Below are 24,631 nucleotides of genomic sequence, written 5' to 3'. Positions count from 1 at the left end.
AACATCGCGTGGCACGACTGATGAAGCAGGAGGGTCTGCGTTCGCAGACGGGCTACCACCGACGCCCCGGGCATTGCAGTGGCCGCCCGGCGGTAGTAGCACCGAACCATCTGCAACGCCAGTTCACTGTGGAGGCGCCGAATAAGGTCTGGGTGACGGATATCACGTACATCCGCACGCATGAGGGATGGTTGTACTTGGCGGTGGTCCTCGACCTATTCTCGCGGCAGGTTATTGGCTGGTCGATGCAGTCACGTATCGATAGAGAGTTGGTTCTGAATGCCCTGTTGATGGCGGTATGGCGCCGCCAGCCCAAGCATGAGGTGCTAGTACATTCCGACCAGGGAAGTCAGTTCAGTAGCTACGACTGGCAAGACTTCTTGAAGGCCCATCACTTGGTGCCCAGCATGAGTCGACGCGGGAACTGCCACGACAATGCCGTGGCGGAGAGCTTCTTCCAGTTGCTGAAGCGGGAGCGTATCAAGCGAAAAACCTATCACGATCGGGAAGCGGCACGTCGTGACATATTCGATTACATCGAGATGTTCTACAACCCGAAGCGCCGGCATGGTTCCGCAAATGGGCTGTCACCGGTAGAGTACGAGAAGCAGTATTTCCAACGGCTCAAGAGTGTCTAGAGAAGCTGGGGCGATTCAATCGCATCCCGGTGGAAGCGCATGGCTTCATTCAGGGCTGATGTCATTGTAGTGCGGAAGCCGTGCAGGCATTGGTCGGTGCCGGTGCTGTAGCCCATAGCCCGAATGGCATTGTTGATGCCGGTATTGGAAACCGGGCTACCGACACGGCCGCCTGCGAAGACGAAGGTGGCGTGCTCGTTTAGACCGTGTACCTGCTGCATCACCTCTATGGCTTGGCGGCTTAGGAAGATCATGCGTGGCCTGCCCATCTTTTCCCCGCGATAGCTATACGCTACGCCTTCTACCGGCTCGCGCTCCGATGGGATAGTCCAGAGGCCTTCTGCTAGGTTGAACTCGTCCCAGCGGGCAAAGCGGATCTCTGATGATCTGGCACCTGTCAGCAAAGCAAAGCGCAGGAATAGCTTGATGATCAGCAGGCAATCTACCGAACGCAGCTTCTGTAGCAGCTGCGGCATGCTTTCCAGGGGAAGGGCTGCTTTGGGGGTGCTGACAATCACCGGTAAAATGCCATTACGCCCTGTAAGGCTGGATACCGGGTCGTGCTGGATGCGGCTGGTACGCTTAGCGTGCTTCATCACGCTGCTGATGTGTTGTAGTACACGTGCAGCGGTTTGCTGGTGTCCTTGCTTGCTTAGCAGATCTACCGGCTTGCGAAGTAGGGCTTCGTTCAGCGTATCGACCGGTAATCTGCCAATGTGCGGGAATATATGCTTGCGTAGCTGGCTGGCAATGCGGGTGCTGGTCACCGGCTTGATGTTCTTTACCCTGCAGTGTTCTTCCAGCCATTCTAGTGCTACGACTTCGAACGTAGAGGCCTGGGCAAGCTTACCTGCCTCCTTATGCAGTTTGCGCTCGACAGAGGGGTCCTTGCCACTGCGGATGCTATCTCTGCACTCTTCTGCGGCCAACCTTGCCTGTTTCAGTCCTAGCGCTGGGTAATCACCTAGCCAGATCTTGATACGCTTACCGTAAAGACTGCTGACAAAGCGCCAGCGTTTTCTTTCTGCGGTTACAACCAACACCAAGCCGCCACCATCCCGGTAGTTCGACTCGGTCTTACCCTCTTCTAGGTGGGCATTGCGACACTGAATATCCTTGAGTAGTGCCATGCCATTGCTTTTGTCTGCTGCCATAACGACGTACCCCCATGTGTACCCCCTGAAGATAGCATGGGGGTACATATGGGGGTACGTTTTTGTGTGGCTGCAGTCACCCAGTAGTAGACAGCTGTGGACATAATGCCCAGTTTTATCTAGTAAATACGGGGCTGAATAGACGTTCTAGAACAACTTGGAAATATCCTTCGCGTCCCAGTGCGGGAAGTGCTTGCGCACCAGCGCGTTGAACTCGATCTCGAACGCGCGCAGGCGGGCGAGGTCGCTCTGGTCCTGGCTGGCGCTGTCGATCTGCGCTTCGCCGCGGATCATGCCGGCGCCGGAGGTCGCGTTGGAGAGGCGGTCGATCACGATCAGGCTGCCGGTTGCGCGGCACTGGCTGTACGCGTCGAACACCACCGGGGCGGTGAAGGCGATACGCACCAGGCCGATTTCGTTCAGCTGCAGCTTTTCGGCCTCGAAAGCGTCCAGGGTGTTGACGTCCACGCGGTGCACGATGCGTTCCACGCGGCCGGTGACGGTTTTGCCGGCCAGCTTGAACAGGTAGTCCTTGCCCACCGCCAGCGGGGTTTCGTCCATCCACACCAGGTGGGCTTCCACCGCCTGGCTCACCAGCGGGCGGGCCTCGTCGGCGCGTACGATCATGTCGCCGCGCGAGATGTCGATTTCGTCGGCCAGCGTCAGGGTGATGGCTTGGCCGCTGCGGGCGATGTCGAGATTGCCTTCGTACACCACCACGTTTTCCACGGTGCTTTCCTTGCCGGACGGCAGCGCCACGATACGGTCGCCGGGGCGGATTTCGCCGCTGGCCACGGTGCCGCAGAAGCCGCGGAAGTCGAGGTTGGGGCGGTTCACGTACTGCACCGGCAGGCGGAACGCGCTTTGGGCCACGTCGTGCGAGATTTCCACGCTGTCGAGGATGCCCATCAGCGTCTGGCCGTCGTACCACGGCGTGCGCTCGCTGGCGCTCACCACGTTGTCGCCGCGCAGCGCGCTGATCGGCACGAAGCGGATGTCGGCAATGCCCAGGCCCGCAGCAAAGGCCAGGTATTCGTCGCGGATGCGGTTGAACACGGCCTGGTCGAAGTCCAGCAGGTCCATCTTGTTGATGGCTACCACTACGTGCTGGATGCCCAGCAGGCTGACGATGTAGCTGTGGCGGCGGGTCTGCGTCTGTACGCCGTAGCGGGCGTCGATCAGGATCACCGCCAGGTTGCAGGTGGAGGCGCCGGTGGCCATGTTGCGGGTGTACTGCTCGTGGCCCGGGCAGTCGGCAATGATGAACTTGCGGCGGTCGGTACTGAAGTAGCGGTAGGCCACGTCGATGGTGATGCCTTGCTCGCGCTCGGCCTGCAGGCCGTCTACCAGCAGCGCAAGGTCGATCTCTTCATCGGTGGTGTTGTACTTTTTCGAGTCGCGCTGGATGGCGGCCAGCTGGTCTTCGAAGATCAGCTTGGAGTCATGCAGCAGGCGGCCGATCAGCGTGGACTTGCCGTCGTCCACGTTGCCACAGGTGATGAAGCGCAGCAGGTCCTTGTTTTCGTGCTGCTTCAGGTAGGCCAGGATGTCGCTGGCGATCAGGTCGGATTGGTGTGCCATGAGCGTATGCCTTGCATCAGCTAGGTTGGCCGCATGCGGCCAACCTCAGGATATTCGGTAGGAAGAAGCGGGGCTTAGAAGTAGCCTTCCATCTTCTTTTTCTCCATCGAGCCGGCCGAGTCGTGGTCGATCACGCGGCCCTGGCGTTCGGAGGTCTTGGTCAGCAGCATTTCCTGGATCACGTCGGCCAGGGTGCCGGCTTCCGATTCCACCGCGCCGGTCAGCGGGTAACAGCCCAGCGTGCGGAAGCGCACTTTCTTGTGCTGGATACGCGCTTTTTCTTCTTCGCTCAGGTACTGCAGGATGCGCTCGTCGTCGATCATGATCAGCGTGCCGTCACGCTCAATCACCGGGCGTTCGGCGGCAAAGTACAGCGGCACGATCTCGATGTTTTCCAGCAGGATGTACTGCCAGATGTCCAGTTCGGTCCAGTTGGACAGCGGGAACACGCGGATGCTTTCGCCCTTGTTGATCTTGGCGTTGTAGATGTTCCACAGTTCCGGGCGCTGGCTTTTCGGGTCCCAGCGGTGGTTCTTGTCGCGGAACGAGTACACGCGCTCCTTGGCTCGCGATTTTTCCTCGTCGCGGCGGGCGCCGCCAAAAGCGGCGTCGAACTTGTACTTGTTCAGCGCCTGCTTCAGGCCTTCGGTTTTCATCACGTCGGTGTGCTTGGCACTACCGGCGGTAAACGGGTTGATGCCGGCGTCCACGCCTTCCTGGTTGGTGTGCACGATCAGGTCCCAGCCGTACTCGCGGGCCTGCTTGTCGCGCAGCGCGATCATTTCCTTGAACTTCCAGGTGGTGTCCACGTGCATCAGCGGGAACGGCGGGCGGCCGGGTGCGAAGGCCTTCTCGGCCAGGCGCAACATCACGGCAGAATCCTTGCCGATGGAGTACAGCATCACCGGGTTATCAAACTCGGCGGCGACTTCACGGATGATGTGGATGGACTCGGCTTCAAGTTGCTTGAGGTGAGTCAGCCTCTCCTGACTGATATTCATCTTTGCGCTCAATTCTCTGGCTGTTGGCATCGCGGCGGCCGGGCAGGCGCCGTGCCGGACTTTCCGGGCACCGCCAATGTACCGGAGAGGCGCGTTTCCCCGAAAGAATGAATATATATATCTATATGCTATATATGGCGCGCTTTGGTGCTAAAGCAGGAATATAGGGCGTCAAATGATGGTCATATTTATCGATTGAACACCATCTCTACTTAAAGAACTGTGACTAGAATGGAGGAAGACACTGCAGTACGCGTTCAACATAACTCAAGGTGGGTGCCCGATGAGCGACAAACCCCTGATTGCAGTCATCGATGATGACGTACTGACCGGCGAGATGATCAGCGACGGTCTGGAAGAACTGTACACGCTACGTTGTTTCAGCAATCCGCTACAGGCACTGGCCGAGGTTGGCAGCCTGCAACCAGCCTTGATCCTGCTGGACATCAACATGCCGCAGATGGACGGCTACGAAGTGTGCCGCCGCTTGAAGGCGGATTTCGACACCTGCGACATCCCGGTGGTGTTCCTGTCCGGGCTGACCTCGCTGGAAGACCGCATGGCTGCCTACGACGCTGGCGGCGAGGACTTCACTTCCAAGCCGCTGAACCTGGGCGTGGTCGCGTCGCGCATCGATGCCTTGTTCCGTCGCCAGCGTGAAAAGGCCGCCTTGGCCAGCCAGGCCAGTTACGCCACCGCCACCGCCATGACGGCGATGAGCAATGCCGCTGAACTGGGGCTGGTGGTGGATTTTTCGCGCCGGGCCATGGTCTGCACCAGCCTGGCGCAGCTGGCGCAGGCCTTGCTGGATACCCTGACCGGCTTTGGCGTCAATGGCGCCGTCGCCCTGCGGGTGGAGGGGGAGCGCTACGAACGCAGCCAGGAGGGGGAGGTGAGCGAGATGGAGCGCGGTGTGCTGCAGTTGATCGCCGACTGTGGCCGTATCGTCAGCCTGGGCAAGCGGGTGGCGTTCAACTTTGATGGTGTCACCCTGCTGGTACGCGACCTGCCGGTGGAGGACGACGACCGCGCCGGCCGGCTGCGTGACCATTTTGCGGTGTTGACCGAGCTGGCGTCCGAGCGGTTGAAGATCCTGGTGCTGCAACAGCGGGTACACCAGCGCGAAGCCCAGTTGCGCAGCCTGCTGCAAAGCGTCCGCGATGGCGTGGCGGCGTTAGACAGCCAACGGCGGGAAGACCGGGTGGCGGCCAGTACCTATCTGGAAACCTCGCTCAGCCGGGTAGAGCGCAGCTTGGTGCACCTTGGGTTGACTGAAGCGCAGGAAGAACAGCTGATGGCGGTACTGCGCGAAACCAGCTACCAGCTGCTGGACCTGTACCGCGGGGACGCGCGCGGCGTGGAGGCGCTGAAGCAAGCGCTGGCCGCCTTGCCTGACTTGTAACGGCAGTCTGCCCCGCTGCCTGGCCGACGGTAGGGTTGGCAGCCGGTATCGACCAGCCCTGCCGGGTAGCCGTTCAGTCGGGATGTGTCATGTCCATTCGTCATCGTTTGCTGTTGTGGTTTTTGCTGGGGAGTTTGTTACCCATTGTGGTGACGGCCTACCTTGCCTATCACCATGCCGCCGCTTCTTTGCAGCATTCGCTGTTTCTGCGGGTACAGTCGCTGGCGGACGACCGGGTGCGTGAGCTGGCGGCGTGGCAATCCGGGCAGAAGGATCATGTCCGGGTGTTGGCGGCCAACCCGGCCATCCAGCAATGCAGCGAGGCCTTGGGCCGGGCAATGCGCGAAGCCGGGCCGTTATCGGATGCCTACCGCCGGCAGCGGGCGGCATGCCGTCAGGCGCTGGATTTCCGCATGCTGGATGGTCTGGACGATGTGCTGCTGCTGGATGTCGGCGGGCGCGTGGTGTACAGCGCAAAGCAACGGCTGGACTTCGGTAGCGAGCTGCTGACGGGCCAGTTGATGCGAACATGGTTGGCGAGCGAGGTCCGCCATGCCGGTTTGCGGCCGGGAACCTACTTTGTACCGCATGACTACTATGCGCCGGCAGGGCGAGAAACGGCGTTCTGGCTCTCTACCATGATGCGTGAGGGCCGGCTGGTCGGCTATTTCGTCATCAGTCTCAGCGCAGAGTCGCTGAACCGTATTCTGAGCAGCCGGGTAGGGCTGGGGGAGAGTGGCGAGGTGATGCTGGCGCGGCGCGACAGTGATGGCCATGCCCTGGTGCTGGGGCCGCTGCGGCTCCAGCCGGACGCCGCCTTCCGGCTGCGGCTGGCTGCCGACGAGGCGCGCTTGAATCCGATTTTCGATGCCCTGCGAGGCCGGCGCGGCGTGGGCTTGCGGGAAGATCATCGCGGGGTGCCGGTGCTGGCGGCCTGGGAGCCGGTACCCGGGCTGGGCTGGGGGCTGGTGGTGAAGATGGACCAGCAGGAAGTGATGCAGCCACTCCGGCAGCTGCAACTGCAGATACTGCTGCTGATGTCGGTGTTGGCCGTTGTATTGCTGGTGTTGGGCTTCTGGCTGGCCAAGCGGCTGTTGCAACCGCTGCAGGTGCTGGTGGATGCCAGTACCCGTCTGGGGAATGGCGAGATCCACGTGCGGGTAGCGGAAAGCGACAACGACGAAATCGGCCGCCTGGCGCACAGCTTCAACCTGATGGCAGAGCAGATCGGGGCCGCGCAAAAGCGCCTGTGGAGCTACGCCTACGAGCTGGAGGCCAAGGTGGCCGAGCATACCGGCAAACTGCTGCAACGCCAGCAGCAGCTGGAAGATGCCGAGCAGATGGCGCGGCTGGGCTATTACATGGTGGATCTGCGTAGCGGCGAGGTGTCGTGGTCGCGCCAGCTATCGGTGCTGATGGAGTACCCCGAGGCGTTCAATGCCAGTGAAAGCCTGTTCCGCGCCCGCGTGCACCCCGACGATCTGCCGCGGGTGCTGGCGGTGTACGCCGACGACCGCGCCGGGCAGTACCGGGTGAACTACCGCTTGCAGTTTGGCGACCGCATCAAGCACGTGCAGGAAATGGGGCGCCACGACTGGCACGCCGACGGCACGCCGTCGCAACGGATGGCGGTGATCCAGGACATCTCGCACTACGTGTCCATCCTGGAAGAAAAAACTGCCACCCTGCAGGCGCTGGAGCAGGAGCGTCTGGCGCGCGCCGAGTTGGCCGCCAGCCATGCCGAAGCCAAGGCGCAGGCCATTCTGGGGGCGATCGAAGACGGCATTATCGGGCTGAGCGCTGGCGGCCATATCGTGTTTTGCAACCGCGCCGCTGGTAGCCTGCTGGGCCTGGCCGCCGACGAGCTGGAGGGCCAGTTGCTGGAGCAAGTGCTGCAACACAGCGGCCCGGACGGGCGTGTCTATCACGAGCCCGGCCCCTTGTTGCAGGCGCTGCTGTTGCGGCAGTCTTGCGCCAGCCAGTGGGAGCTGTTCGGTAGTCGGCAGCGTGCCAGTTTCCCGGTGGTATATCAGCTGAACCTGCTGCCGGAAGGGCACGGCGACCTGGCCGCAGTGCTGTACTTCCGCGATATCAGCGCCCAGCGCGCCAGCGAGGCGCGGCTGGAGCAGATGTCGCGTGCGGTGACGCAAAGCCCGGCCGGGGTGCTGATTACCGACATTAACGGCGTCATCGAGTACGTCAACCCGCGCTTGCTGGCGATGACCGGCTACAGCGAGGCCGAGATCCTGGGCCAGACACCGCAGCTGTTTAGGTCGGGGGAAACCGACCGCGACACCTATCAAAGCCTGTGGCACTCGTTGCGCAACGGTATCAGCTGGCACGGCGAGATGCTGAACCGGCGCAAGGACGGCTCCCCGCTATGGGTGATGCAGATGATCTCGCCGATGCGCGACAGCGCCGGCCGGCTGACCCATTTTGTCAGCGTGCAGGAAGACATCAGCGAACAGAAAGCCCTGGCGCAGCAGATGGAGGCCGCCAAGTTGGCCGCCGAGGCTGCCGCCGCCACCAAGAGCGCCTTCCTGGCCAATATGAGCCATGAAATCCGCACTCCGATGAACGCCATCATCGGCATGGCCGACCTGGCCTTGCGCGATGCGCTGCCGGAACGCACGCGGCAGTTCCTGCAAAAGGTACTGTCGTCCGCGCGCGGCCTGCTGGACATCATCAACGACATACTGGACTTCTCCAAGATCGAGTCCGGCCACCTGCAAGTGGAGCAAACCCGCTTCGAGCTGGATAGCGTACTGGGCTCGCTGGCCGACATGCTGTCCATGCGGGTGGAAGGCAAGCCGCTGGAGTTGGTGTTCGATGTGGCGCCGGGCGTGCCGGCGCGGATGGTGGGCGACCCGCTGCGTCTGGGTCAGGTACTGCTGAACCTGCTGGGCAATGCGGTGAAATTCACCCGCGAGGGCGAGATCGTGCTGCGCATCGAGCCGCACGCCGACGGCTGGCAATTCAGCGTCAGCGATAGCGGCATCGGCATGAGCGAAGAACAGCTTGCCAGGTTGTTCCAGCCTTTCAGCCAGGCGGATGTGTCCACCCAGCGCCGTTTTGGCGGTACCGGGCTGGGGCTGGTGATTTCCAGCCAGCTGGTGCGCCTGATGGGCGGACAGGGGATTGACGTGGTGTCCCGCCCCGGCGTGGGTAGCACCTTCCGCTTTGTCCTGCCGTGGCAGGCCGTTGCCGGGGGGGACGATTGGCCCGGTTGCCCGCTGCCCGGGGTCTGGCTGTACGGCATGCGGCCAACCCTGGCCAAGGTGCTGCAACAGCAGTTGCAGGCGTTGGGGCTGCCTGCTAGCCATATGGTCGGGGTGGGCAGCACGCTGGCCGCGGCGGAAGACGGCCAGCCGGATAACCTGTGGCTGATCGATATCGACCAGCCCGGTTGGGCACACGTCTTTGGCAGCATGCGCTGGCCGCAGCACAGCCGTTGCGTGCTGCTGAGCATCCGCCACCTCAGCCTGACCGACGCCGTCGGTCTGGTGCCTGCCGGCATGCCGGTGGTGGCGGTGTGGACCAAACCGCTGACGCCGCAGCGTTTGCGCCAGGGGCTGTTGCGTTTGCAGGACGGCCACGCGCTGCCGGAGCCAGCCCCGCAGGTGGTAACGCAAACGCTCACCGGCTACCAGGTGCTGGTGGTAGACGACGTGCTGCTGAACCAGGAAGTGGTTGGCGCCTATCTGGCCGATGCCGGTGCGACTGTCCGCTACGCCGGCAACGGCGAAGAAGCGCTGCACCTGCTGGCCAGCTATCGCCCCGACGTTATCCTGATGGATTGCCACATGCCGGTGATGGATGGTTTTACTGCTACTGCGCGCATTCGCGCCCATCCGGATTGGGCTGCCATCCCGGTGGTGGCGCTAACTGCCAATGCACTGGCGGGTAGCCGCGAAGAAGCACTGGCCGCCGGCATGGATGATTACGTCAGCAAACCGATCGATCCCGACAAACTGTTTGCGGTACTGGCCAGGCTGGGGCTGGCAGGCAAGGCGCCGCCGCCACAGGTAAGCCGGCGCGACCCGACGCCCGCGCCGCAAGCCGGTGACGACGAGGCGGCAAGCTGGGGCAGCTTGGCCGCTTGTGGGGTGGCAGTAGAGGAGGGCTTGGCGCGCGCCATGCACAAGCGCAAGGTCTATCTGAAATGGTTGCGTCTGTTTGCCAGCAGCCAGGCTTCATTTGGCGACGAAGCCGCGGCGGCGTTGCAGCAGGGCGATATTGCCCGGGTGCAGTTGCTGGCGCATACGCTGAAAGGCGCCGCCAGCAATGTCAGTGCCGAAACGGTACGTCAGCAGGCCGAGCAGCTGGAAAGCCTGGCCAGGCAAGGCGAGATGGTTGCGGAGATGGCGGCGGCGCTGGCGGCGACGGTCGGGGCATTGCAGCCGGTACGCGACGCGATTGCGGCTCTGCCGGACGTAGAGTGAGCGGCGGAAACGGAAAACAAAAAAGCCACCTTGCGGTGGCTTTTTTGTCGAATCCTGGCGTCCCCACGGGGATTCGAACCCCGGTTATCGCCGTGAAAGGGCGGTGTCCTAGGCCTCTAGACGATGGGGACAGATTGTGGCGCACCCGGAGCGATTCGAACGCCCGACCCTTTGGTTCGTAGCCAAATACTCTATCCAACTGAGCTACGGGTGCGCTGTTCTCGTTTGACCGTTGTCTTGCGAGAGATGCGAACTATACGGATGGGCGCTTTGAGTGTCAACACCTTTTTGTAAAAATCTGGCAGTATTTTGCAGGTGGGCGATGGCTAGTCGCCGAATTGACACAAAACCTACTACAAAAACAGGAGCTTGCATGGCCTTCGATGATCGCTTCCGTATCAGCAGCCACGCGGTGATTTTGAACGCGCAAGGCGAGGTGCTGCTATTGCAGGCCAGTTACGGCAAGCAGGCCTGGGGTTTGCCGGGGGGCGCGCTGGAGCCTGGGGAGACCATTCACCAGGCGCTACAGCGCGAGTGCCTGGAAGAGCTGGGCGTTGCCGTGCAGATAGATTGCCTGACCGGGGTCTACTATCACGCAGAGTACGAATCGCAGGCCTGCATCTTCCGCTGTCGCTTGCCGGAGGGGGCCAGCCTGACGCTGAGCGACGAACATCTGGCCTGGCGTTACTGGCCGCTGCATGACTTGTCGCCAGTGCAACGGCAGCGGGTGGCCGACTGTCTGGCGTTTGACGGCGTGGTGCGCAGCGCGGCGTTCTAATGACCTTGTAAATGCATGGCGGCCAACCTCGTTGCCGGGGTTGGCCGCCTTGATGTGGTGCGGTATGCCTATAGGGGCAGGTGCGGTGTCAGCTGGTTGATCTGGTGCAGCGCCTTGCGGAAACGGGCGTGCGCGCGCGAGACGGTAGACTGGCTGATATCCAGCTGCCGCGATGCGGCGTAACCGGTCATGCCGTCGATCTCGATGAGCCATACGGCTTCACGGGACTTTTTCTTCAGGCCGATCAGATTGGCGATGTGGTTGAAGTGTTCCAGTCGCATGATGGTTTCTCCTGCAGGTGGGTTGCGGTGGGGCAAACCTGAATTCAGCATAGACCCATGCAGGAAAAATGCACCTGTTTATTGTGGCCGCATGGCTTGCCCGCCATGCGGCCAACTTCCATCAGAAGCGGCGGCCCAGATGCGCCTTGTGCATGATGGTGGAGGCGATCTCTTCAATCGACTTGTGCGTGGTGCTGATGAACGGCACCGAATGGTGGCGGAACATCGATTCCGCTTCGTTCACCTCGCGGCGGCAGTTGTCCATGCTGGCGTAGCGCGAATCCGGGCGGCGCTCCGAGCGGATGAAGTGCAGGCGGTTCGGGTCGATGGTGAGGCCGAAGATCTTGTTCTTGAACGGCAGCAGCATCTTGGGCAGGGTCGGGCTGCTAAGGTCTTCCGGCGTCAGCGGGTAGTTGGCCGCCTTGATGCCGTATTGCAGCGCCAGGTACAGGCAGGTAGGGGTTTTGCCCGAGCGCGATACGCCCACCAGGATCACGTCGGCCTCGTCCAGGTCTTTCAGCTTCACGCCGTCGTCGTGGTTCAGCGAGTAGTTCACCGCTTCGATGCGATGGTCGTATTTCTCTTCATTGGACATGCCGTGGGCCTTGCCCACTTCCATGGTGGCTTTTTCGCCCAGCTCTTTTTCCAGCTCGCCGATAAAGGTTTCGAAGAAGTCGATCACCAGCGCGCTGTTGATGTTGAGGGCGGCGCGCACGTCCGCCTTGATGATACTGGTGAAGACCAGCGGTTTTTCGTGGTCTTCCTGCGCCACTTCGTCGATACGACGCGCCAGTTCCTGCGCTTTTTCCACGGTATCGATGAACGGGATGGTTTCGCGTTTGAATTCCTCGGTATCGAACTGGGTCAGCAGGGTGTTACCCAGCGACTCGGCGGTAATGCCGGTGCGGTCGGAAACGAAGAAGGCGGAGCGGCGGTGCGGCATGGCAGGTCCTGTAATGCGGGTTGTTGGGCTGTCAGCAGTCTGTGCCGTTTTAGCGGCGACGGCAAGCAGCCAGATCAATGCCGTGCCTGTAGCACTGGCCGGCATTGTAGTGCCGCTATTACATTTCTTCCTTGGAAGTCATGGGGATACACAATATTTTTTATCCAGTGTGCTGATAATTCAGGGAAAGCCCTGTGTTGTGCGATGCAAAAGTAACTACGCAAAGCGGGTCTTGTTCGGCTAGAATGCGGGCTTCCCTATCGTCCAATCCAACACAGGAAGTGAAGTGATGGCAGAGAACTACGTCATCTGGTTCGAGAACCTGCGCATGACCGATGTCGAGAAAGTAGGCGGCAAGAACGCCTCCCTCGGCGAAATGATCAGTCAGCTGGCCCATTCCGGGGTGCGCGTTCCGGGCGGTTTTGCTACTACAGCAGATGCCTACCGGGATTTCCTCCAGCATAATGGTCTGGCTGACCGCATCAATGCGGCGTTGTCGAAGCTTGATATTGACGACGTCACGGAGCTGGCCCGTGTCGGCAAAGAGATCCGTCAATGGATCATCGACACGCCTTTCCCGGTCAAACTTGATGAAGACATCAAGACCGCCTGGGAAAAAATGGTCGCCGACGCCGGCGGCGCCGACATCTCCGTAGCAGTCCGCTCCTCTGCAACCGCAGAAGACCTCCCCGATGCCTCGTTCGCAGGCCAGCAAGAAACCTTCCTGAATATCCGTGGCCTTGACAACGTCAAAGACGCCATGAAGCACGTATTCGCTTCCCTGTACAACGACCGCGCCATTTCCTACCGCGTACACAAAGGCTTTGCCCACGATGTGGTGGCACTGTCTGCCGGTGTACAGCGCATGGTGCGTTCCGACAGCGGCGCTGCGGGCGTGATGTTCACCATCGATACCGAGTCCGGCTTTGAAGACGTGGTGTTCATCACCTCGTCCTACGGCCTGGGCGAAACGGTGGTGCAAGGTGCGGTGAACCCGGACGAATTCTACGTTCACAAGCCGACGCTGAAAGCCGGCCGTCCTGCCATCCTGCGCAAGACCATGGGCTCCAAGCTGATCAAGATGGAATTCACCGACGCGTCGCAAGCCGGCCGTTCCGTGAAAACCGTGGACGTGGCCGAAGACCTGCGCAAGCAGTTCTCGATCACCGACGCCGAAGTGGCCGAACTGGCCCAGTACGCGCTGATCATCGAAAAACACTACGCCCGCCCGATGGATATCGAGTGGGGCCGCGACGGCCTGGATGGCAAGCTGTACATCCTGCAGGCGCGTCCGGAAACGGTGAAATCGCAGGAAGACCGCAAGGACACCCTGCGCCGCTACCGTCTGAAAAACACCTCCACCGTGCTGTGTGAAGGCCGTGCCATTGGTCAGAAAATCGGCCAGGGTACCGTGCGCATGATCAAGGACGCGTCCGAGATGGATCAGGTCAAAGCCGGCGACGTGCTGGTTACCGACATGACCGACCCGGATTGGGAACCGGTAATGAAGCGCGCTGCCGCGATCGTGACCAACCGTGGCGGCCGTACCTGCCACGCGGCCATCATTGCGCGCGAGCTGGGCATTCCGGCGGTAGTAGGTTGTGGCGACGCCACCGACCTGCTGCAGGATGGCATGCAAGTGACCGTTTCCTGCGCCGAAGGCGACACCGGCAACATCTATGATGGCCTGCTGGACGTGGAAATCATCGAGCTCGAACTCGACAAGATGCCGAAGTCGCCGGTGAAGATCATGATGAACGTGGGCAACCCGGAACTGGCTTTCGACTTCGCGCAGCTGCCGAACGAAGGCGTGGGCCTGGCGCGCATGGAGTTCGTGATCAACCGCCAGATCGGTATCCACCCGAAAGCGCTGCTGGAATTCGACAGCCTGCCGGCCGACCTGAAAGCGACCATCACCGATCGCATCGCCGGTTACGCCAGCCCGGTTGACTTCTACGTCGACAAGATCGCCGAAGGCGTGTCCACGCTGGCTGCGGCCTTCTCGCCGAAAAAGGTGATCGTGCGCATGTCCGACTTCAAGTCGAACGAGTACGCCAACCTGATCGGCGGCCAACTGTACGAACCGCACGAAGAAAACCCGATGCTGGGCTTCCGTGGTGCCGCGCGTTACGTGGCCGACAGCTTCCGCGACTGTTTCGAGCTGGAATGCCGCGCCATCAAGAAAGTGCGCGACGTAATGGGCCTCACCAACGTGGAAGTGATGATCCCGTTCGTGCGTACCCTGGCCGAAGCCGAAAAAGTGATCGAGATCCTGGCCGCCAACGGCCTGAAGCGCGGCGAAAACGGCCTGCGCCTGATCATGATGTGCGAACTGCCGACCAACGCCATTCTGGCCGAGAAGTTCCTGCAGCACTTTGACGGTTTCTCCATCGGTTCCAACGACATGACCCAGCTCACCCTGGGCGTGGATCGTGACTCCGGCGGCCCGATCGCCTCCACCTTCGACGAGCGCAACGAAGCCGTGAAAGCCATGCTGCACATGGCGATCCAGGCTTGCCGCAAGCTCGACAAGTACGTAGGTATCTGCGGCCAAGGCCCGTCCGATCACCCGGACTTCGCCAAGTGGCTGGTGGAAGAGGGCATCGAAACCGTGTCCCTGAACCCGGATACCGTGGTGGAAACCTGGTTGTACCTGGCCAAGGAACTGAACGCCTAAGCGTTGCGTTTCTGCCCCACGCCCGACTCGCCAAAACGGCTTCCGTTTTGCCCTGGTCGGGCGTTTTTCATGGATGATTCATGTAGTGCGCAGGTAACACCCCAGACGCCTGGGGCAGGGTGGTAAACTTGGCCATCCCTTTCTGCGACCTACGTGATACGAGGACAATAATGAGCAGCCGTATCTCCCTTTCCCGTTTCCTGATTGAAGAACAGCGCCAGCACGGCGCGCTGCCGCCGGACCTGCGCCTGCTGATCGAAACCGTGGCCCGTGCCTGCAAGGCCATCGCCCACTCGGTTAACAAAGGTGCATTGGCTGGCGTGCTGGGCGATGCCGGTACCGGCAACGTGCAGGGCGAAGCCCAGAAAAAACTGGACGTAATCGCCAACGACATCCTGCTGGAAGCCAACGAATGGGGTGGCAACCTGGGCGCAATGGCGTCGGAAGAAATGGAGCTGCCGCACTCCATCCCCGAGCACATGCCGCGTGGCCGCTACCTGCTGATGTTCGACCCGCTGGACGGCTCGTCCAATATCGACGTCAACATCTCGGTTGGCACCATCTTCTCGGTGCTGGAAGCACCGGAAGGCAACACCCAGCCGACCGAAGCCGACTTCCTGCAGCCGGGCAACCGTCAGGTGGCTGCCGGCTACGCCGTGTACGGCCCGCAAAACATGCTGGTGCTCACCTTTGGCCAGGGCGTGTACGGCTTCACGCTGGACCGCGAGCTGGGCTCCTGGGTGCTGACCCACCGCAACATGGTGGTACCGGCCACCACCGGCGAGTTCGCCATCAACATGTCCAACCAGCGCCACTGGGAAGCCCCGGTACAGCGCTACGTCAGTGAACTGCTGGCCGGCAAGGAAGGCCCGCTGGGCAAGGACTACAACATGCGCTGGGTAGCGTCGATGGTGGCCGAGGTGCATCGCATCATCACCCGCGGCGGCATCTTCATGTACCCGAAAGACGCGCGTGATCCGGCCAAACCGGGCAAGCTGCGCCTGATGTACGAAGGCAACCCGATGGCCTTCATCATCGAACAGGCCGGCGGCCTGGCCACCAACGGCCACCAGCGCATCCTGGACATCCAGCCGAACGGCCTGCACGAGCGCGTGGCAGTGTTCCTGGGCTCCAAGGAAGAAGTGGCGCGCGTTACCGGCTACCACCAGGCCTGATGACGTGTTGCGGGCAACGTTGGCCGCCATCTGCCCCGCCCAGCCGCCGGCCTTGTGCCGGCGGTTTTGCATTGTTCAGGTTTTATGTTCCCGCGTTGCAGCAATGCGCCTTTCGGCCAGGGGGCGAAACGCCTAAAATAGCGCGGCAAACCCAACACAGCCCCTACGCTGGAGAACCCAATAATGACCATCATCCGTCAGGACGACTTCATCCAGAGCATTGCCGATGCCTTCCAGTACATCAGCTGCTACCACCCGAAAGACTATATCGAGGCGCTGTACCAGGCCTACCTGCACGAGGAAAGCCCGGCCGCCAAAGACGCCATGGCGCAGATCCTGATCAACAGCCGCATGTGTGCCGAAGGCCGCCGCCCGATCTGCCAGGATACCGGCATTGCTGTGGTGTTCCTGAAAGTGGGCATGAAGGTGCAGTGGGACAGCACCCTGTCGGTGCAGGAAATGGTGAACGAGGGCGTACGTCGCGCCTACAACAACCCGGACAACAAGCTGCGCGCCTCCGTGCTGCTGGACCCGGCGGGCAAGCGCCAGAACTCCAAGGACAACACCCCGGCCGTGGTGCACTTCGAGATCGTCGAAGGCGACGGCGTGGAAGTGATCTGCGCCGCCAAAGGCGGCGGTTCCGAGAACAAGTCCAAGTTTTACGCGCTGAACCCGTCCGACAGCATCGTCGACTGGGTCGTGAAGACCGTGCCGACCATGGGCGCAGGCTGGTGTCCGCCGGGCATTCTCGGTATCGGCATTGGTGGTACCCCGGAAAAGGCCATGCTGCTGGCCAAAGAATCGCTGATGGACCACGTGGACATCCACGAGCTGAAAGCCAAGGCTGCCAGCGGTGCCGAGCTGAGCCGCGTGGAGCAGCTGCGCCTGGAAATCTTCGAAAAAGTGAACGCGCTGGGCATCGGCGCGCAAGGCCTGGGCGGCCTGACCACCGTGCTGGACGTGAAGATCCTAGATTACCCGACCCACGCCGCCAGCCTGCCGGTTGCCATGATCCCCAACTGTGCCGCCACCCGCCACGTGCATTTCCACCTGGACGGCAACGGCCCGGCCCGTCTGGACCCGCCGAGCCTGGAAGACTGGCCGGAAATCACCTACGACGCCTCCAACGGCAAGCGTGTGGACCTCGACAATATCACCCCGGAAGAAGTGGCCAGCTGGCAGCCGGGCGACGTGCTGCTGCTGAACGGCAAGATCCTGACCGGTCGTGACGCCGCGCACAAGCGCATGGTGGACATGCTGAACAAGGGCGAGAAGCTGCCTGTAGACTTCACCAACCGCTTCATCTACTACGTGGGCCCGGTAGACCCGGTGCGTGACGAAGTGGTTGGCCCGGCCGGCCCCACCACCGCCACCCGCATGGACAAGTTCACCCGCCAGATGCTGGAACAGACCGGCTTGCTCGGCATGATCGGCAAGGCCGAGCGTGGCCCGGCAGCCATCGAAGCCATCAAGGACAACAAAGCCGTGTACCTGATGGCGGTGGGTGGCTCTGCTTACCTAGTATCCAAGGCCATCAAGGCCTCCAAAGTGGTGGGTTTTGCCGATCTGGGCATGGAAGCCATTTACGAGTTTGAAGTGAAAGACATGCCGGTAACCGTGGCGGTTGACGCCTGTGGTACCTCGGTACACAACACCGGCCCGGCCGAGTGGAGCGTGAAGATCGCCGACATCGCCCGCGCCAAGCAGCAAGCCTGACGCCTGGTCTGCAGCCAACCCCGGCAACCCCGTCGCATTCGCGGCGGGGTTTTTTATTGCCATGTCGTTGTCGACCTAAAAAGCCCTATAGAAGTCATGGTGTTTGCCGTTACTAATACCAAATTAGTACCAATATAAGACCTCTGTGGCAGAATCGTGACTCGTCATCACCCGCCATCCGCTGGCAGCGACAGGGAGCAAATCATGAAAGTCAAACACAAAGCCTGGCTGATATCGCTACTGGTATTAATCAGCATGCTAGCCATCGCGCTGGCCGGTACCTACACCATGCGCCACATGAGCGATCTGGATAACCGCGCCCGCATCCGGCAATTGATGTCCAGCACCTATTCCAGCATCGTGCAACTGGAACAGCTGGCCGCCAGCGGCCAACTGACCGATGCTCAGGCCAAAGCCATTGCCACTCGCCTGCTGCGCGAGAACAAGTACAGCACGTCGGAGTACGTGTACGTTGCCGACGACAAGCTGCTGTTTGTCGCCACCCCGCTGGACCCGCAGCTGCACGGCACCAGCTTCAACGATTTCAAGGACGCCGATGGCAACAGCGTTGGCGCCATCCTCAGTAACGCATTACAGCGTTCGGGCGGCCAGCTGACCGAGTACTGGTGGACGGCGGTGCGTGACGGCGAGGTAGTTGACCTGCTGTCGGTGGCGCAGCGCACACCGCGCTGGCAATGGGTGGTGGGCACCGGCATCAGCTTTGCCGAGGTTGATCAGCGCTTCTGGCAGAGTGCACGCTGGCAGGTGCTGGTGTGTTTGCTGCTGGTCGCCGGCATTGCCGCCGTCATCCTGCTGTCGGTGCGTTCTTTGCTGCACAAGCTGGGCGGTGAGCCGGGTGAAGTACAGCAACTGGTACAGGCGGTGGCCGCGGGCGATCTGCACGGTAGCCTGCCGGAGACTGTTCAGGCCATTCCGGGTAGCATTCACGCGGCGGTACTGGATATGCGCGAGTCGCTGCGCCAGTTGCTGGGTAATATGATGCAGTCGGTGCAGACCCTCAACCACAGCAGCCACGCCATCGTGGAGCAAGCCAGCAGCAGCCGTGCGCTGGTGACCCAGCAGACCGAAGCGACCGAACGCATCAGCACGGCCACCGAACAGTTCAGCCAGCAGGTAGGTGCTGCTGCGGGCCAGGCACGACAAGCACGCCAGCAAAGTGATGAGGCCACCATCAGTGCTGCGAGCGGCCAGCAAGTGATTGCCGGTGCCGTAGCCAGACTGGACGAAATCGGCACCCTGGTTGGCGACACGCAAGCCAGTATCGACGAGCTGGTCACACGGCTGGACAGCATCAGCGCCGTGATCGGAGTGATCCGTGATGTAGCCGACCAGACCAACCTGCTGGCGCTGAATGCGGCTATCGAGGCGGCGCGTGCCGGCGAGCAGGGGCGTGGCTTTGCCGTGGTGGCCGACGAAGTACGCAAGCTCGCCGAGCGGACCAGCCAGGCCACCGGTGAAATCACCCACACCATCGGCAGCATTCAGGTTAACAGCCAGCAGGCCAAGCAGCGCATGGACGAAATGGTACTGCAGCTGCACGGTGGCATTGCCCAGGCGCAAGATGGTGGCCAGGCGGTCAGCGTCATCCGGCAGGGCACCGAGTCGGTTTGCCGCGGCATGCAGACAGTCGAGCAGCTGTTGCAACAGCAGGCGGATAACAGCCAGGCCATCCGTCACGATCTGCGCGAGGTGGCCAGCATTGCGGTATCTACCCGCGCTGCGTCGGAACAGACCGTGCAGATGGCGCATGCCATCAGCGACGCGGCTGATGAGTTGGCGGAGCTATCTGGTCGCTTCCGCTTATAAGTGTGCCGCAGCGCTAGCATGCGGCCTTGGTTTGATCTGACACAGCATACCGGGTAGTCGGCTATTTACGTATCAGCCATCTCTATTGATACTGCTATGGATCCGATTCTGATGCTGGAGATGCCCGTGCCGCGATGCCTGTTCGCCCTGTTGTGCTGCTGCCTGAGTTTGCCACTGCTGGCGAGCGAGCAGCTCACTTTGGTGGCAGAAGACGACTGGGCGCCGTACGCATCGGTACAGCATGGTCAAGCCTACGGCATGGCGGTGGATATCGTTCGGGCCGCCTACCTGGCGGTGGGGGTGACAGTCCGCTTTCGCAGCATGCCCTACGCCCGCTGCATGAAGCTGGTGGAGGTTGGCCGCGAAGTGGGCTGTTTCAACAGCCTGAAAGACAGCACCACGCTGCAGCACTTCGCGTTTGGCAAACAGCCGCTCTTTACCGCTACCATCGCCATTTACAGCCACCAGCCCGAGAGCGGGATAACCGTGGCCGGGCTGGCCGGCAAGCGCGTGGGTTTGACCAACGGTTACACCTACGGCAGCGAGGTAGAGCAGGACACCCGCATGCTGAAAGACAAGGCGGTGTCCGATCTGGCCAGCTTGCGCAAACTGGTGGCCGGCAGGTTGGACTACGCGCTGGTGTATACCCGCGTTGCCGACCAATTACAGCGCGAGTACGGCCACGAGTTGTCCGGTCGCTTGTTCCGGGTGGGTACCGTCATCGAAAACCCGCTGTTTGTCAGTTTTTCCCGCCACAACCTGCGCAGTGAATCGGCCCGGTTCCAACTGGACCGTGGCTTGCAGCGCTTGCAGCAAAGTGGCCAATACCAGCAGATCCTGCAGCAATGGCAGGCCGCGCCGTAAGGCGCTAGCGACGGAACACGCGTCGCTTAAGCTTTTGCCAGACCCAGCGTGCCGCCACGCCGGCAACCATCAACAGCAGCCGTTTGCGCACAGACATCAACGGGCTCCTGGCATGCTGGCGTAGACGTACTGCTGCCCGTCAGCCCGGAACGCCACCACCTGATAGGGTTGGCTGACCGGTGCCTCCATACCCGGGCTGCCGGCCGGCATGCCGGCGACGGCCAGGCCGCGAATGGCCGGCTTCTCTTTCAGCAGCCGTTTCACCACCGTTGCCGGCACGTGTCCTTCGATCACGTATCCGCCCACTCGTGCCGTATGGCAGCTTTGCAATGTGCCCGGTACCCCCCATTGCTGCTTCACCCGCGCCATGTCTCGCTGCTCGGTGGTTTGCAGTGTGATGCCATTGGCTTGCATGTGGGCGGCCCACTTGTGGCAGCAGCCGCAGGACGGGTTATGGAACATTTGGCCACTCGTGGCCGCCAGGGCCGGGCCGCTGAGGCTGGCAAGCAATAACACAAGGGAACGCATGGTCGGGGCTCCGGAACGGTGATGGCGATGTGAGTGCCCGCCATGCCGCGAGTTCCCGCCCGATTCATGCGATACTTGCTGTTTTTTGCTGAGTTCGGCAGGCAAGGACGCATGGTGCTATTGAGGGTGCTCGGGCTGTTACTGCTGTTGGCCGCGACATCGCTGCAAGCGGAAACACGCGTGGTATCGCAGGCTTTTCTGGACGATCCGCACGGTCAATATCAGGTATCCCAGCTGGTTGCCCGGTCTTTCGAGCCAAAGCCAGGCGTGCTGGCGCGCGGTTATACCCGTGCTGTCAGCTGGCTGCGCCTGGAAGTTGCGCATGATCAGCCTGTGCAGCCCTTTGTCTTGCGCATCCGCCCCGGTTACCTGGATGACGTGCAGCTTTATTGGCAGGATGCGCGCGGCCGATGGATAAGCTTGGCCGATGGTGACCGTCACGCCTACGCAGAGCGTAGCTACCCGGGCATTACCCCGTCGTTCTTGCTACAGCAAGACACCCCGCGCCGGGTGTACTACCTGCGCTTGCAAACAACCAGCAGCAGCTTGCTGAGCGTTGAAGCCCAGCCCTTGCAGCGCGCCCTGCAGCAGGACGTACGCCAGTTTTCCTGGCAGATCGTCTACTACGCCGTGCTGCTGTGGTTGCTGGTTTGGGCCGTGTCAGATTACCGGCAAAGCCGCGACCGCGTGGTGGGGTTGTTCATCTTTTACCAGCTGATGTGCATCATGGCCAATATGGCCTATATGGGTTACTGCAGCATGCTGGCGCCCCGGGCTTGGCCGCAGCTGGCGGATTATGCCACCAGCTGGATTTCCACCTTGTACTGTCTGGCCAGCGTGCTGTTCCACCGTCAGTTATTGCTCGGCTTTGCCCCGCCGCCTGTGCTTTCCTGGTTGTTGCGCCTGTTACCGGCTTACTTCCCGCTGCTGTTCCTGTTGCTGGCGATGGGCATCGTTCAGCCGGTGATGCAGACCAATACCAGTATGGCCACGCTACAAGTGATGCTGATGGCTGTCACTGCCTGGCGTGTGCCGCCCCACCCGCTGCGCCGTTTGCTGCGTGTGCTGTATACGCTGTCCATCACCGTGGTGGCGTTGACCATGCTGCCGCTGCTGGGTATTGGCGACGTGCTGGAACTGAACCAGTTTGGCCAATTGTTGCTGTCGCTGCTAACCAGTGCGCTGGCTTTTGTGTTGCTGCAGCGTCGTTCCGACCAGTTGCGCCAGGAGCGTCGGGCCATTGCGCTGGAGCTGGAGCTGGCCAGACACCAGATCGACATCGAGCGGGCGCAGCGCGAGCAGCAAAGCCGCTTCATGGCCATGCTGACCCACGAGCTGAAAACGCCGATGTCGGTCATCCGCATGGCCTTGGGCAGCTTGCAGCTGCAACTGGGCCCGCAGCGCTTGCTGCAGCATGCCGAACACGCGGTGGACGACATGAATGCCGTGGTCGAACGTTGCACGCTGGTGGACCGCATCGAACAAGCGGCGCAGCCGCTGCAGCGGCAAACCGTGGTGCTGGCAGAGCTGTTGGCCGATGTCGTGGACGGCTGTCGCGAGCCGCAGCGCGTAGTGCTGCATCCGGCCACGGTGCCACTGTTGCAAACAGACACGCAGCTTTTGCGCATCGTGTTATCAAATCTGATAGATAACGCTTTGAAGTATTCGCCATCAAACAGTGAGATAAATGTGAAATGGGGCGCAACGGGTGGGGGTGTGTGGCTAACGGTTGACAATAGGATGGCATCTGCCGGCATGCCGGATGCAAGCAAGGTGTTTACAAAGTATTATCGAAGTCCTGGAGCACATAGCAAAACCGGTTCCGGTCTGGGGCTTTACCTGGTGCGTGGCCTGTGCACGCAGTTACAAGGCAGCATTGCCTACCGGCCTGAAGCCGATATTGTGAGATTCGAAGTATGGTTACCCGTATCAATCCGTTGAACGTTGTCGTGGTGGAAGACCACGACGTGCTGCGCGAAGTGACCATGGACGCCTTGCGGGTGCAGGGTTATCACGTGCATGGCGTGGACTGCGCCGAGGCACTGGGCGACCTGGCCTTGCAGCCCGACCTGTTCATCATTGACCTCAACCTGCCGGGGGAAGATGGCATCAGCCTGGCGCGCCGGCTGCGCGACGCCCAGCCCCAGGTCGGCATCATCATGACCACCGCCCGCAACAGCATTGCCGCCAGAGTGGAAGGCTATGCCAGTGGTGCCGATATCTACCTGACCAAACCCTGTTCGCTGGAAGAACTGCTGGCGGCGGTACGCTCGCTGGCGCGGCGCCTGACCGAACGCCAGGAAGCCGCACGCAGCTGGCTGCTGCGCAGCGACAAGCAGCAACTGTCCGGCCCCGGCGGGATGGTACCGTTGACGGCGTCCGAGTTCGCACTGCTGGCCGGCCTGTCACGCGCCCCGGGCCGGCAGCTGGAAACCTGGCAGATGATCGAGCTGTTGGGCAAGCGCCTGGAAGAGTACAGCAAGGCCAATCTGGAAGTGCAGCTGGTTCGCCTGCGCAAGAAGCTGGTACAGGCAGGCGGCGAAAGCCATGTGCTGAAAGCCGTACGCGGCCAGGGCTACCAGCTGGCTGTTGCCATGTCTATCCAGTAGTTGGCCGCAGCAGACCCAGGCACGCTTTGCCGTGCCTGCCATGGAAAAGCCCGTCGCACGCGACGGGCTTTTTTTGACGGCCAACGCCGCCATAACGGCTGGCACCTGACTCAGGCGGCAAAACGGGCGCTGCTGTCACCGTCGCGTTGCTGGGTGTCGTAGGCGCGCATCATGTCCATCAGGCGCTGGGCAATGCGGCTTTGCATCTCCTGGCTCAGGCTGGTGCTGCTGCTGGCATTGGCGGTGGCGGTGCCGGTGCCGGTGTCGCTGCTGCTGTCTTCGCTGGCGGCTTGCTGCTGTTGCTGCTCGCGGTAGGCCACGCTTTCGCTGAAGGTGACCTTGCCGTCACCGTCTGCGTCAGCTTCGTCGAAGTTGTCCGCCAGTTCGCTGAACATGCTGGCACCACGGCTGTCACCGGCTTCTTCCGCCGCGCTGGCCAGCTGGCTGAGCTGTTCCTGGTCGAAACCTTCGTCCTTGCCTTGCCCCCCGCGGCCTCCGCCTGGCGGCGGGGGCGGCGGCATGCCATTCATGCCGCCCATGCCCTGTTGCACGCGCATGGCGTTGAACTGGCTGTCCAGCTGGTCTTGCAAGGCCTGGATGCCGGTGGTCAGTTCGTCTTGAGTGAGCTTGCCGTCGCTATCGCTGTCCAGGCTGGAGAACACTTCTTCGCCGCTGGCCTGTTGCTGGCTGCTGGACAGCTGGCTAATGGCCGAGGTGAAGTCGCTGGCTTCCAGATAACCCTGTTTGTCGGTGTCCAGCTTGCTGAAAATCTGTGCGGCAACATCGCTGGCCTCCGGTTTGGGCCGGCCACGCGGCCCGCCCATACCTTGCATCATGGCGGTTTGATAGCTGCCGCTACTGCTTGAGATGCTGTTCATGATGGATCTCCCTGTAGGGGTAAAAAGGCCCGCCTGCAGCGCGTCCATGGCAAAAAAGTGATACGGCCTGTAGCGGGCCGTATCACTTTATGGCGATGTTGTAAGCGGCATTTATCGTGTTTGTATCGCCGCCGATA

The 24,631-nt window shown here is 61.5% G+C and carries 18 protein-coding genes and 2 tRNA genes; 11 read left to right on the top strand and 9 right to left on the bottom strand.

What is annotated here, in order from left to right:
- On the top strand, positions 1–638 hold a 638-nt coding region (locus tag FLQ03_RS10025), incomplete at its 5' end, for an IS3 family transposase (protein ID WP_144371282.1).
- Here FLQ03_RS10025 and FLQ03_RS10020 read toward each other — a convergent pair.
- From FLQ03_RS10020 to cysD, 3 genes are all read right to left on the bottom strand, one after another.
- Entirely contained in the window at positions 635–1,768 is a 1,134-nt protein-coding gene (locus FLQ03_RS10020) for a tyrosine-type recombinase/integrase (RefSeq protein WP_240802248.1), read from the bottom strand. The genes FLQ03_RS10025 and FLQ03_RS10020 overlap by 4 nt on opposite strands.
- A 171-nt stretch (positions 1,769–1,939) precedes the next feature.
- The gene (gene cysN / locus FLQ03_RS10015; protein WP_144371281.1) at positions 1,940–3,373 is read right to left on the bottom strand and encodes a sulfate adenylyltransferase subunit CysN; all 1,434 of its coding nucleotides are present in this window, start codon (positions 3,371–3,373) and stop codon (positions 1,940–1,942) included.
- 74 nt (positions 3,374–3,447) lie between these two features.
- Positions 3,448–4,374: a sulfate adenylyltransferase subunit CysD gene (gene cysD / locus FLQ03_RS10010; protein WP_144371280.1), complete on the bottom strand. Its 927-nt coding sequence runs from the start codon at positions 4,372–4,374 to the stop codon at positions 3,448–3,450.
- Between the two features lie 283 nt (positions 4,375–4,657).
- Between cysD and FLQ03_RS10005 the strand changes: the two genes are divergently transcribed.
- Together FLQ03_RS10005 and FLQ03_RS10000 are read left to right on the top strand one after the other, a co-directional pair.
- Positions 4,658–5,776: a response regulator gene (locus tag FLQ03_RS10005; RefSeq protein ID WP_144371279.1), complete on the top strand. Its 1,119-nt coding sequence runs from the start codon at positions 4,658–4,660 to the stop codon at positions 5,774–5,776.
- 89 nt (positions 5,777–5,865) lie between these two features.
- On the top strand, positions 5,866–10,218 hold the full coding sequence (locus tag FLQ03_RS10000) for a PAS domain-containing protein (protein WP_144371278.1): 4,353 nt from the start codon (positions 5,866–5,868) through the stop codon (positions 10,216–10,218).
- 55 nt (positions 10,219–10,273) lie between these two features.
- On the opposite strand, the gene FLQ03_RS09995 is transcribed toward FLQ03_RS10000, so the two are convergent.
- Together FLQ03_RS09995 and FLQ03_RS09990 are read right to left on the bottom strand one after the other, a co-directional pair.
- A tRNA-Glu gene (locus FLQ03_RS09995) sits at positions 10,274–10,349 on the bottom strand.
- A gap of 6 nt (positions 10,350–10,355) precedes the next feature.
- A tRNA-Arg gene (locus FLQ03_RS09990) sits at positions 10,356–10,432 on the bottom strand.
- Between the two features lie 159 nt (positions 10,433–10,591).
- On the opposite strand from FLQ03_RS09990, the gene FLQ03_RS09985 reads away from it, so the two are divergent.
- On the top strand, positions 10,592–10,996 hold the full coding sequence (locus FLQ03_RS09985; RefSeq protein ID WP_144371277.1) for an NUDIX hydrolase: 405 nt from the start codon (positions 10,592–10,594) through the stop codon (positions 10,994–10,996).
- 68 nt (positions 10,997–11,064) lie between these two features.
- On the opposite strand, the gene FLQ03_RS09980 is transcribed toward FLQ03_RS09985, so the two are convergent.
- Both FLQ03_RS09980 and ppsR read right to left on the bottom strand, forming a co-directional pair.
- A complete protein-coding gene (locus FLQ03_RS09980) occupies positions 11,065–11,277 on the bottom strand; it encodes a sigma factor-like helix-turn-helix DNA-binding protein (RefSeq protein WP_144371276.1) in 213 nt (70 codons plus the stop codon).
- Between the two features lie 121 nt (positions 11,278–11,398).
- Positions 11,399–12,220, bottom strand: coding sequence for a posphoenolpyruvate synthetase regulatory kinase/phosphorylase PpsR (gene ppsR, locus FLQ03_RS09975; protein WP_144371275.1), 822 nt, complete (start codon positions 12,218–12,220; stop codon positions 11,399–11,401).
- Between the two features lie 289 nt (positions 12,221–12,509).
- Between ppsR and ppsA the strand changes: the two genes are divergently transcribed.
- From ppsA to FLQ03_RS09950, 5 genes are all read left to right on the top strand, one after another.
- The gene (gene ppsA, locus FLQ03_RS09970; protein WP_144371274.1) at positions 12,510–14,897 is read left to right on the top strand and encodes a phosphoenolpyruvate synthase; all 2,388 of its coding nucleotides are present in this window, start codon (positions 12,510–12,512) and stop codon (positions 14,895–14,897) included.
- Positions 14,898–15,067: 170 nt separating this feature from the next.
- Positions 15,068–16,072 (top strand): class 1 fructose-bisphosphatase, encoded by a 1,005-nt coding sequence (locus FLQ03_RS09965; protein WP_144371273.1) that lies wholly within the window; start codon positions 15,068–15,070, stop codon positions 16,070–16,072.
- Positions 16,073–16,255: 183 nt separating this feature from the next.
- A complete protein-coding gene (locus tag FLQ03_RS09960; RefSeq protein WP_144371272.1) occupies positions 16,256–17,788 on the top strand; it encodes a fumarate hydratase in 1,533 nt (510 codons plus the stop codon).
- Positions 17,789–17,992: 204 nt separating this feature from the next.
- Positions 17,993–19,615: a methyl-accepting chemotaxis protein gene (locus FLQ03_RS09955; RefSeq protein ID WP_144371271.1), complete on the top strand. Its 1,623-nt coding sequence runs from the start codon at positions 17,993–17,995 to the stop codon at positions 19,613–19,615.
- 126 nt (positions 19,616–19,741) lie between these two features.
- The gene (locus FLQ03_RS09950) at positions 19,742–20,479 is read left to right on the top strand and encodes a substrate-binding periplasmic protein (protein WP_170252370.1); all 738 of its coding nucleotides are present in this window, start codon (positions 19,742–19,744) and stop codon (positions 20,477–20,479) included.
- 96 nt (positions 20,480–20,575) lie between these two features.
- Here FLQ03_RS09950 and FLQ03_RS09945 read toward each other — a convergent pair whose 3' ends face one another.
- On the bottom strand, positions 20,576–21,007 hold the full coding sequence (locus FLQ03_RS09945; protein ID WP_144371269.1) for a DUF411 domain-containing protein: 432 nt from the start codon (positions 21,005–21,007) through the stop codon (positions 20,576–20,578).
- Positions 21,008–21,118: 111 nt separating this feature from the next.
- Between FLQ03_RS09945 and FLQ03_RS09940 the strand changes: the two genes are divergently transcribed.
- A complete protein-coding gene (locus FLQ03_RS09940) occupies positions 21,119–22,948 on the top strand; it encodes a sensor histidine kinase (protein ID WP_170252369.1) in 1,830 nt (609 codons plus the stop codon).
- Positions 22,924–23,616, top strand: a complete 693-nt coding sequence (locus FLQ03_RS09935; RefSeq protein ID WP_144371267.1) for a response regulator transcription factor — start codon at positions 22,924–22,926, stop codon at positions 23,614–23,616. Before FLQ03_RS09940 ends, FLQ03_RS09935 begins: the two co-directional genes overlap by 25 nt.
- Positions 23,617–23,726: 110 nt before the next feature.
- Here FLQ03_RS09935 and FLQ03_RS09930 read toward each other — a convergent pair whose 3' ends face one another.
- Complete coding sequence (locus FLQ03_RS09930; protein WP_170252368.1) at positions 23,727–24,494, bottom strand: EF-hand domain-containing protein; 768 nt, start codon at positions 24,492–24,494, stop codon at positions 23,727–23,729.
- Positions 24,495–24,631: the final 137 nt, after the last annotated feature.

The sequence above is a fragment of the Vogesella urethralis genome, from assembly GCF_007644045.2.
Lineage (GTDB): Bacteria > Pseudomonadota > Gammaproteobacteria > Burkholderiales > Chromobacteriaceae > Vogesella > Vogesella urethralis.
This window is presented reverse-complemented; position numbering and strand designations above follow the sequence as displayed.

Excerpts from the sequence above, each read along its gene's own strand:
- FLQ03_RS10020 (WP_240802248.1), bottom strand. The coding sequence starts at position 1,768 with ATGGCACTACTCAAGGATATTCAGTGTCGCAATGCCCACCTAGAAGAG.
- cysN (WP_144371281.1), bottom strand. The coding sequence starts at position 3,373 with ATGGCACACCAATCCGACCTGATCGCCAGCGACATCCTGGCCTACCTG.
- cysD (WP_144371280.1), bottom strand. The coding sequence starts at position 4,374 with ATGAATATCAGTCAGGAGAGGCTGACTCACCTCAAGCAACTTGAAGCC.
- FLQ03_RS10005 (WP_144371279.1), top strand. The coding sequence starts at position 4,658 with ATGAGCGACAAACCCCTGATTGCAGTCATCGATGATGACGTACTGACC.
- FLQ03_RS10000 (WP_144371278.1), top strand. The coding sequence starts at position 5,866 with ATGTCCATTCGTCATCGTTTGCTGTTGTGGTTTTTGCTGGGGAGTTTG.
- FLQ03_RS09985 (WP_144371277.1), top strand. The coding sequence starts at position 10,592 with ATGGCCTTCGATGATCGCTTCCGTATCAGCAGCCACGCGGTGATTTTG.
- FLQ03_RS09980 (WP_144371276.1), bottom strand. The coding sequence starts at position 11,277 with ATGCGACTGGAACACTTCAACCACATCGCCAATCTGATCGGCCTGAAG.
- ppsR (WP_144371275.1), bottom strand. The coding sequence starts at position 12,220 with ATGCCGCACCGCCGCTCCGCCTTCTTCGTTTCCGACCGCACCGGCATT.
- ppsA (WP_144371274.1), top strand. The coding sequence starts at position 12,510 with ATGGCAGAGAACTACGTCATCTGGTTCGAGAACCTGCGCATGACCGAT.
- FLQ03_RS09965 (WP_144371273.1), top strand. The coding sequence starts at position 15,068 with ATGAGCAGCCGTATCTCCCTTTCCCGTTTCCTGATTGAAGAACAGCGC.
- FLQ03_RS09960 (WP_144371272.1), top strand. The coding sequence starts at position 16,256 with ATGACCATCATCCGTCAGGACGACTTCATCCAGAGCATTGCCGATGCC.
- FLQ03_RS09955 (WP_144371271.1), top strand. The coding sequence starts at position 17,993 with ATGAAAGTCAAACACAAAGCCTGGCTGATATCGCTACTGGTATTAATC.
- FLQ03_RS09945 (WP_144371269.1), bottom strand. The coding sequence starts at position 21,007 with ATGCGTTCCCTTGTGTTATTGCTTGCCAGCCTCAGCGGCCCGGCCCTG.
- FLQ03_RS09940 (WP_170252369.1), top strand. The coding sequence starts at position 21,119 with ATGGTGCTATTGAGGGTGCTCGGGCTGTTACTGCTGTTGGCCGCGACA.
- FLQ03_RS09935 (WP_144371267.1), top strand. The coding sequence starts at position 22,924 with ATGGTTACCCGTATCAATCCGTTGAACGTTGTCGTGGTGGAAGACCAC.
- FLQ03_RS09930 (WP_170252368.1), bottom strand. The coding sequence starts at position 24,494 with ATGAACAGCATCTCAAGCAGTAGCGGCAGCTATCAAACCGCCATGATG.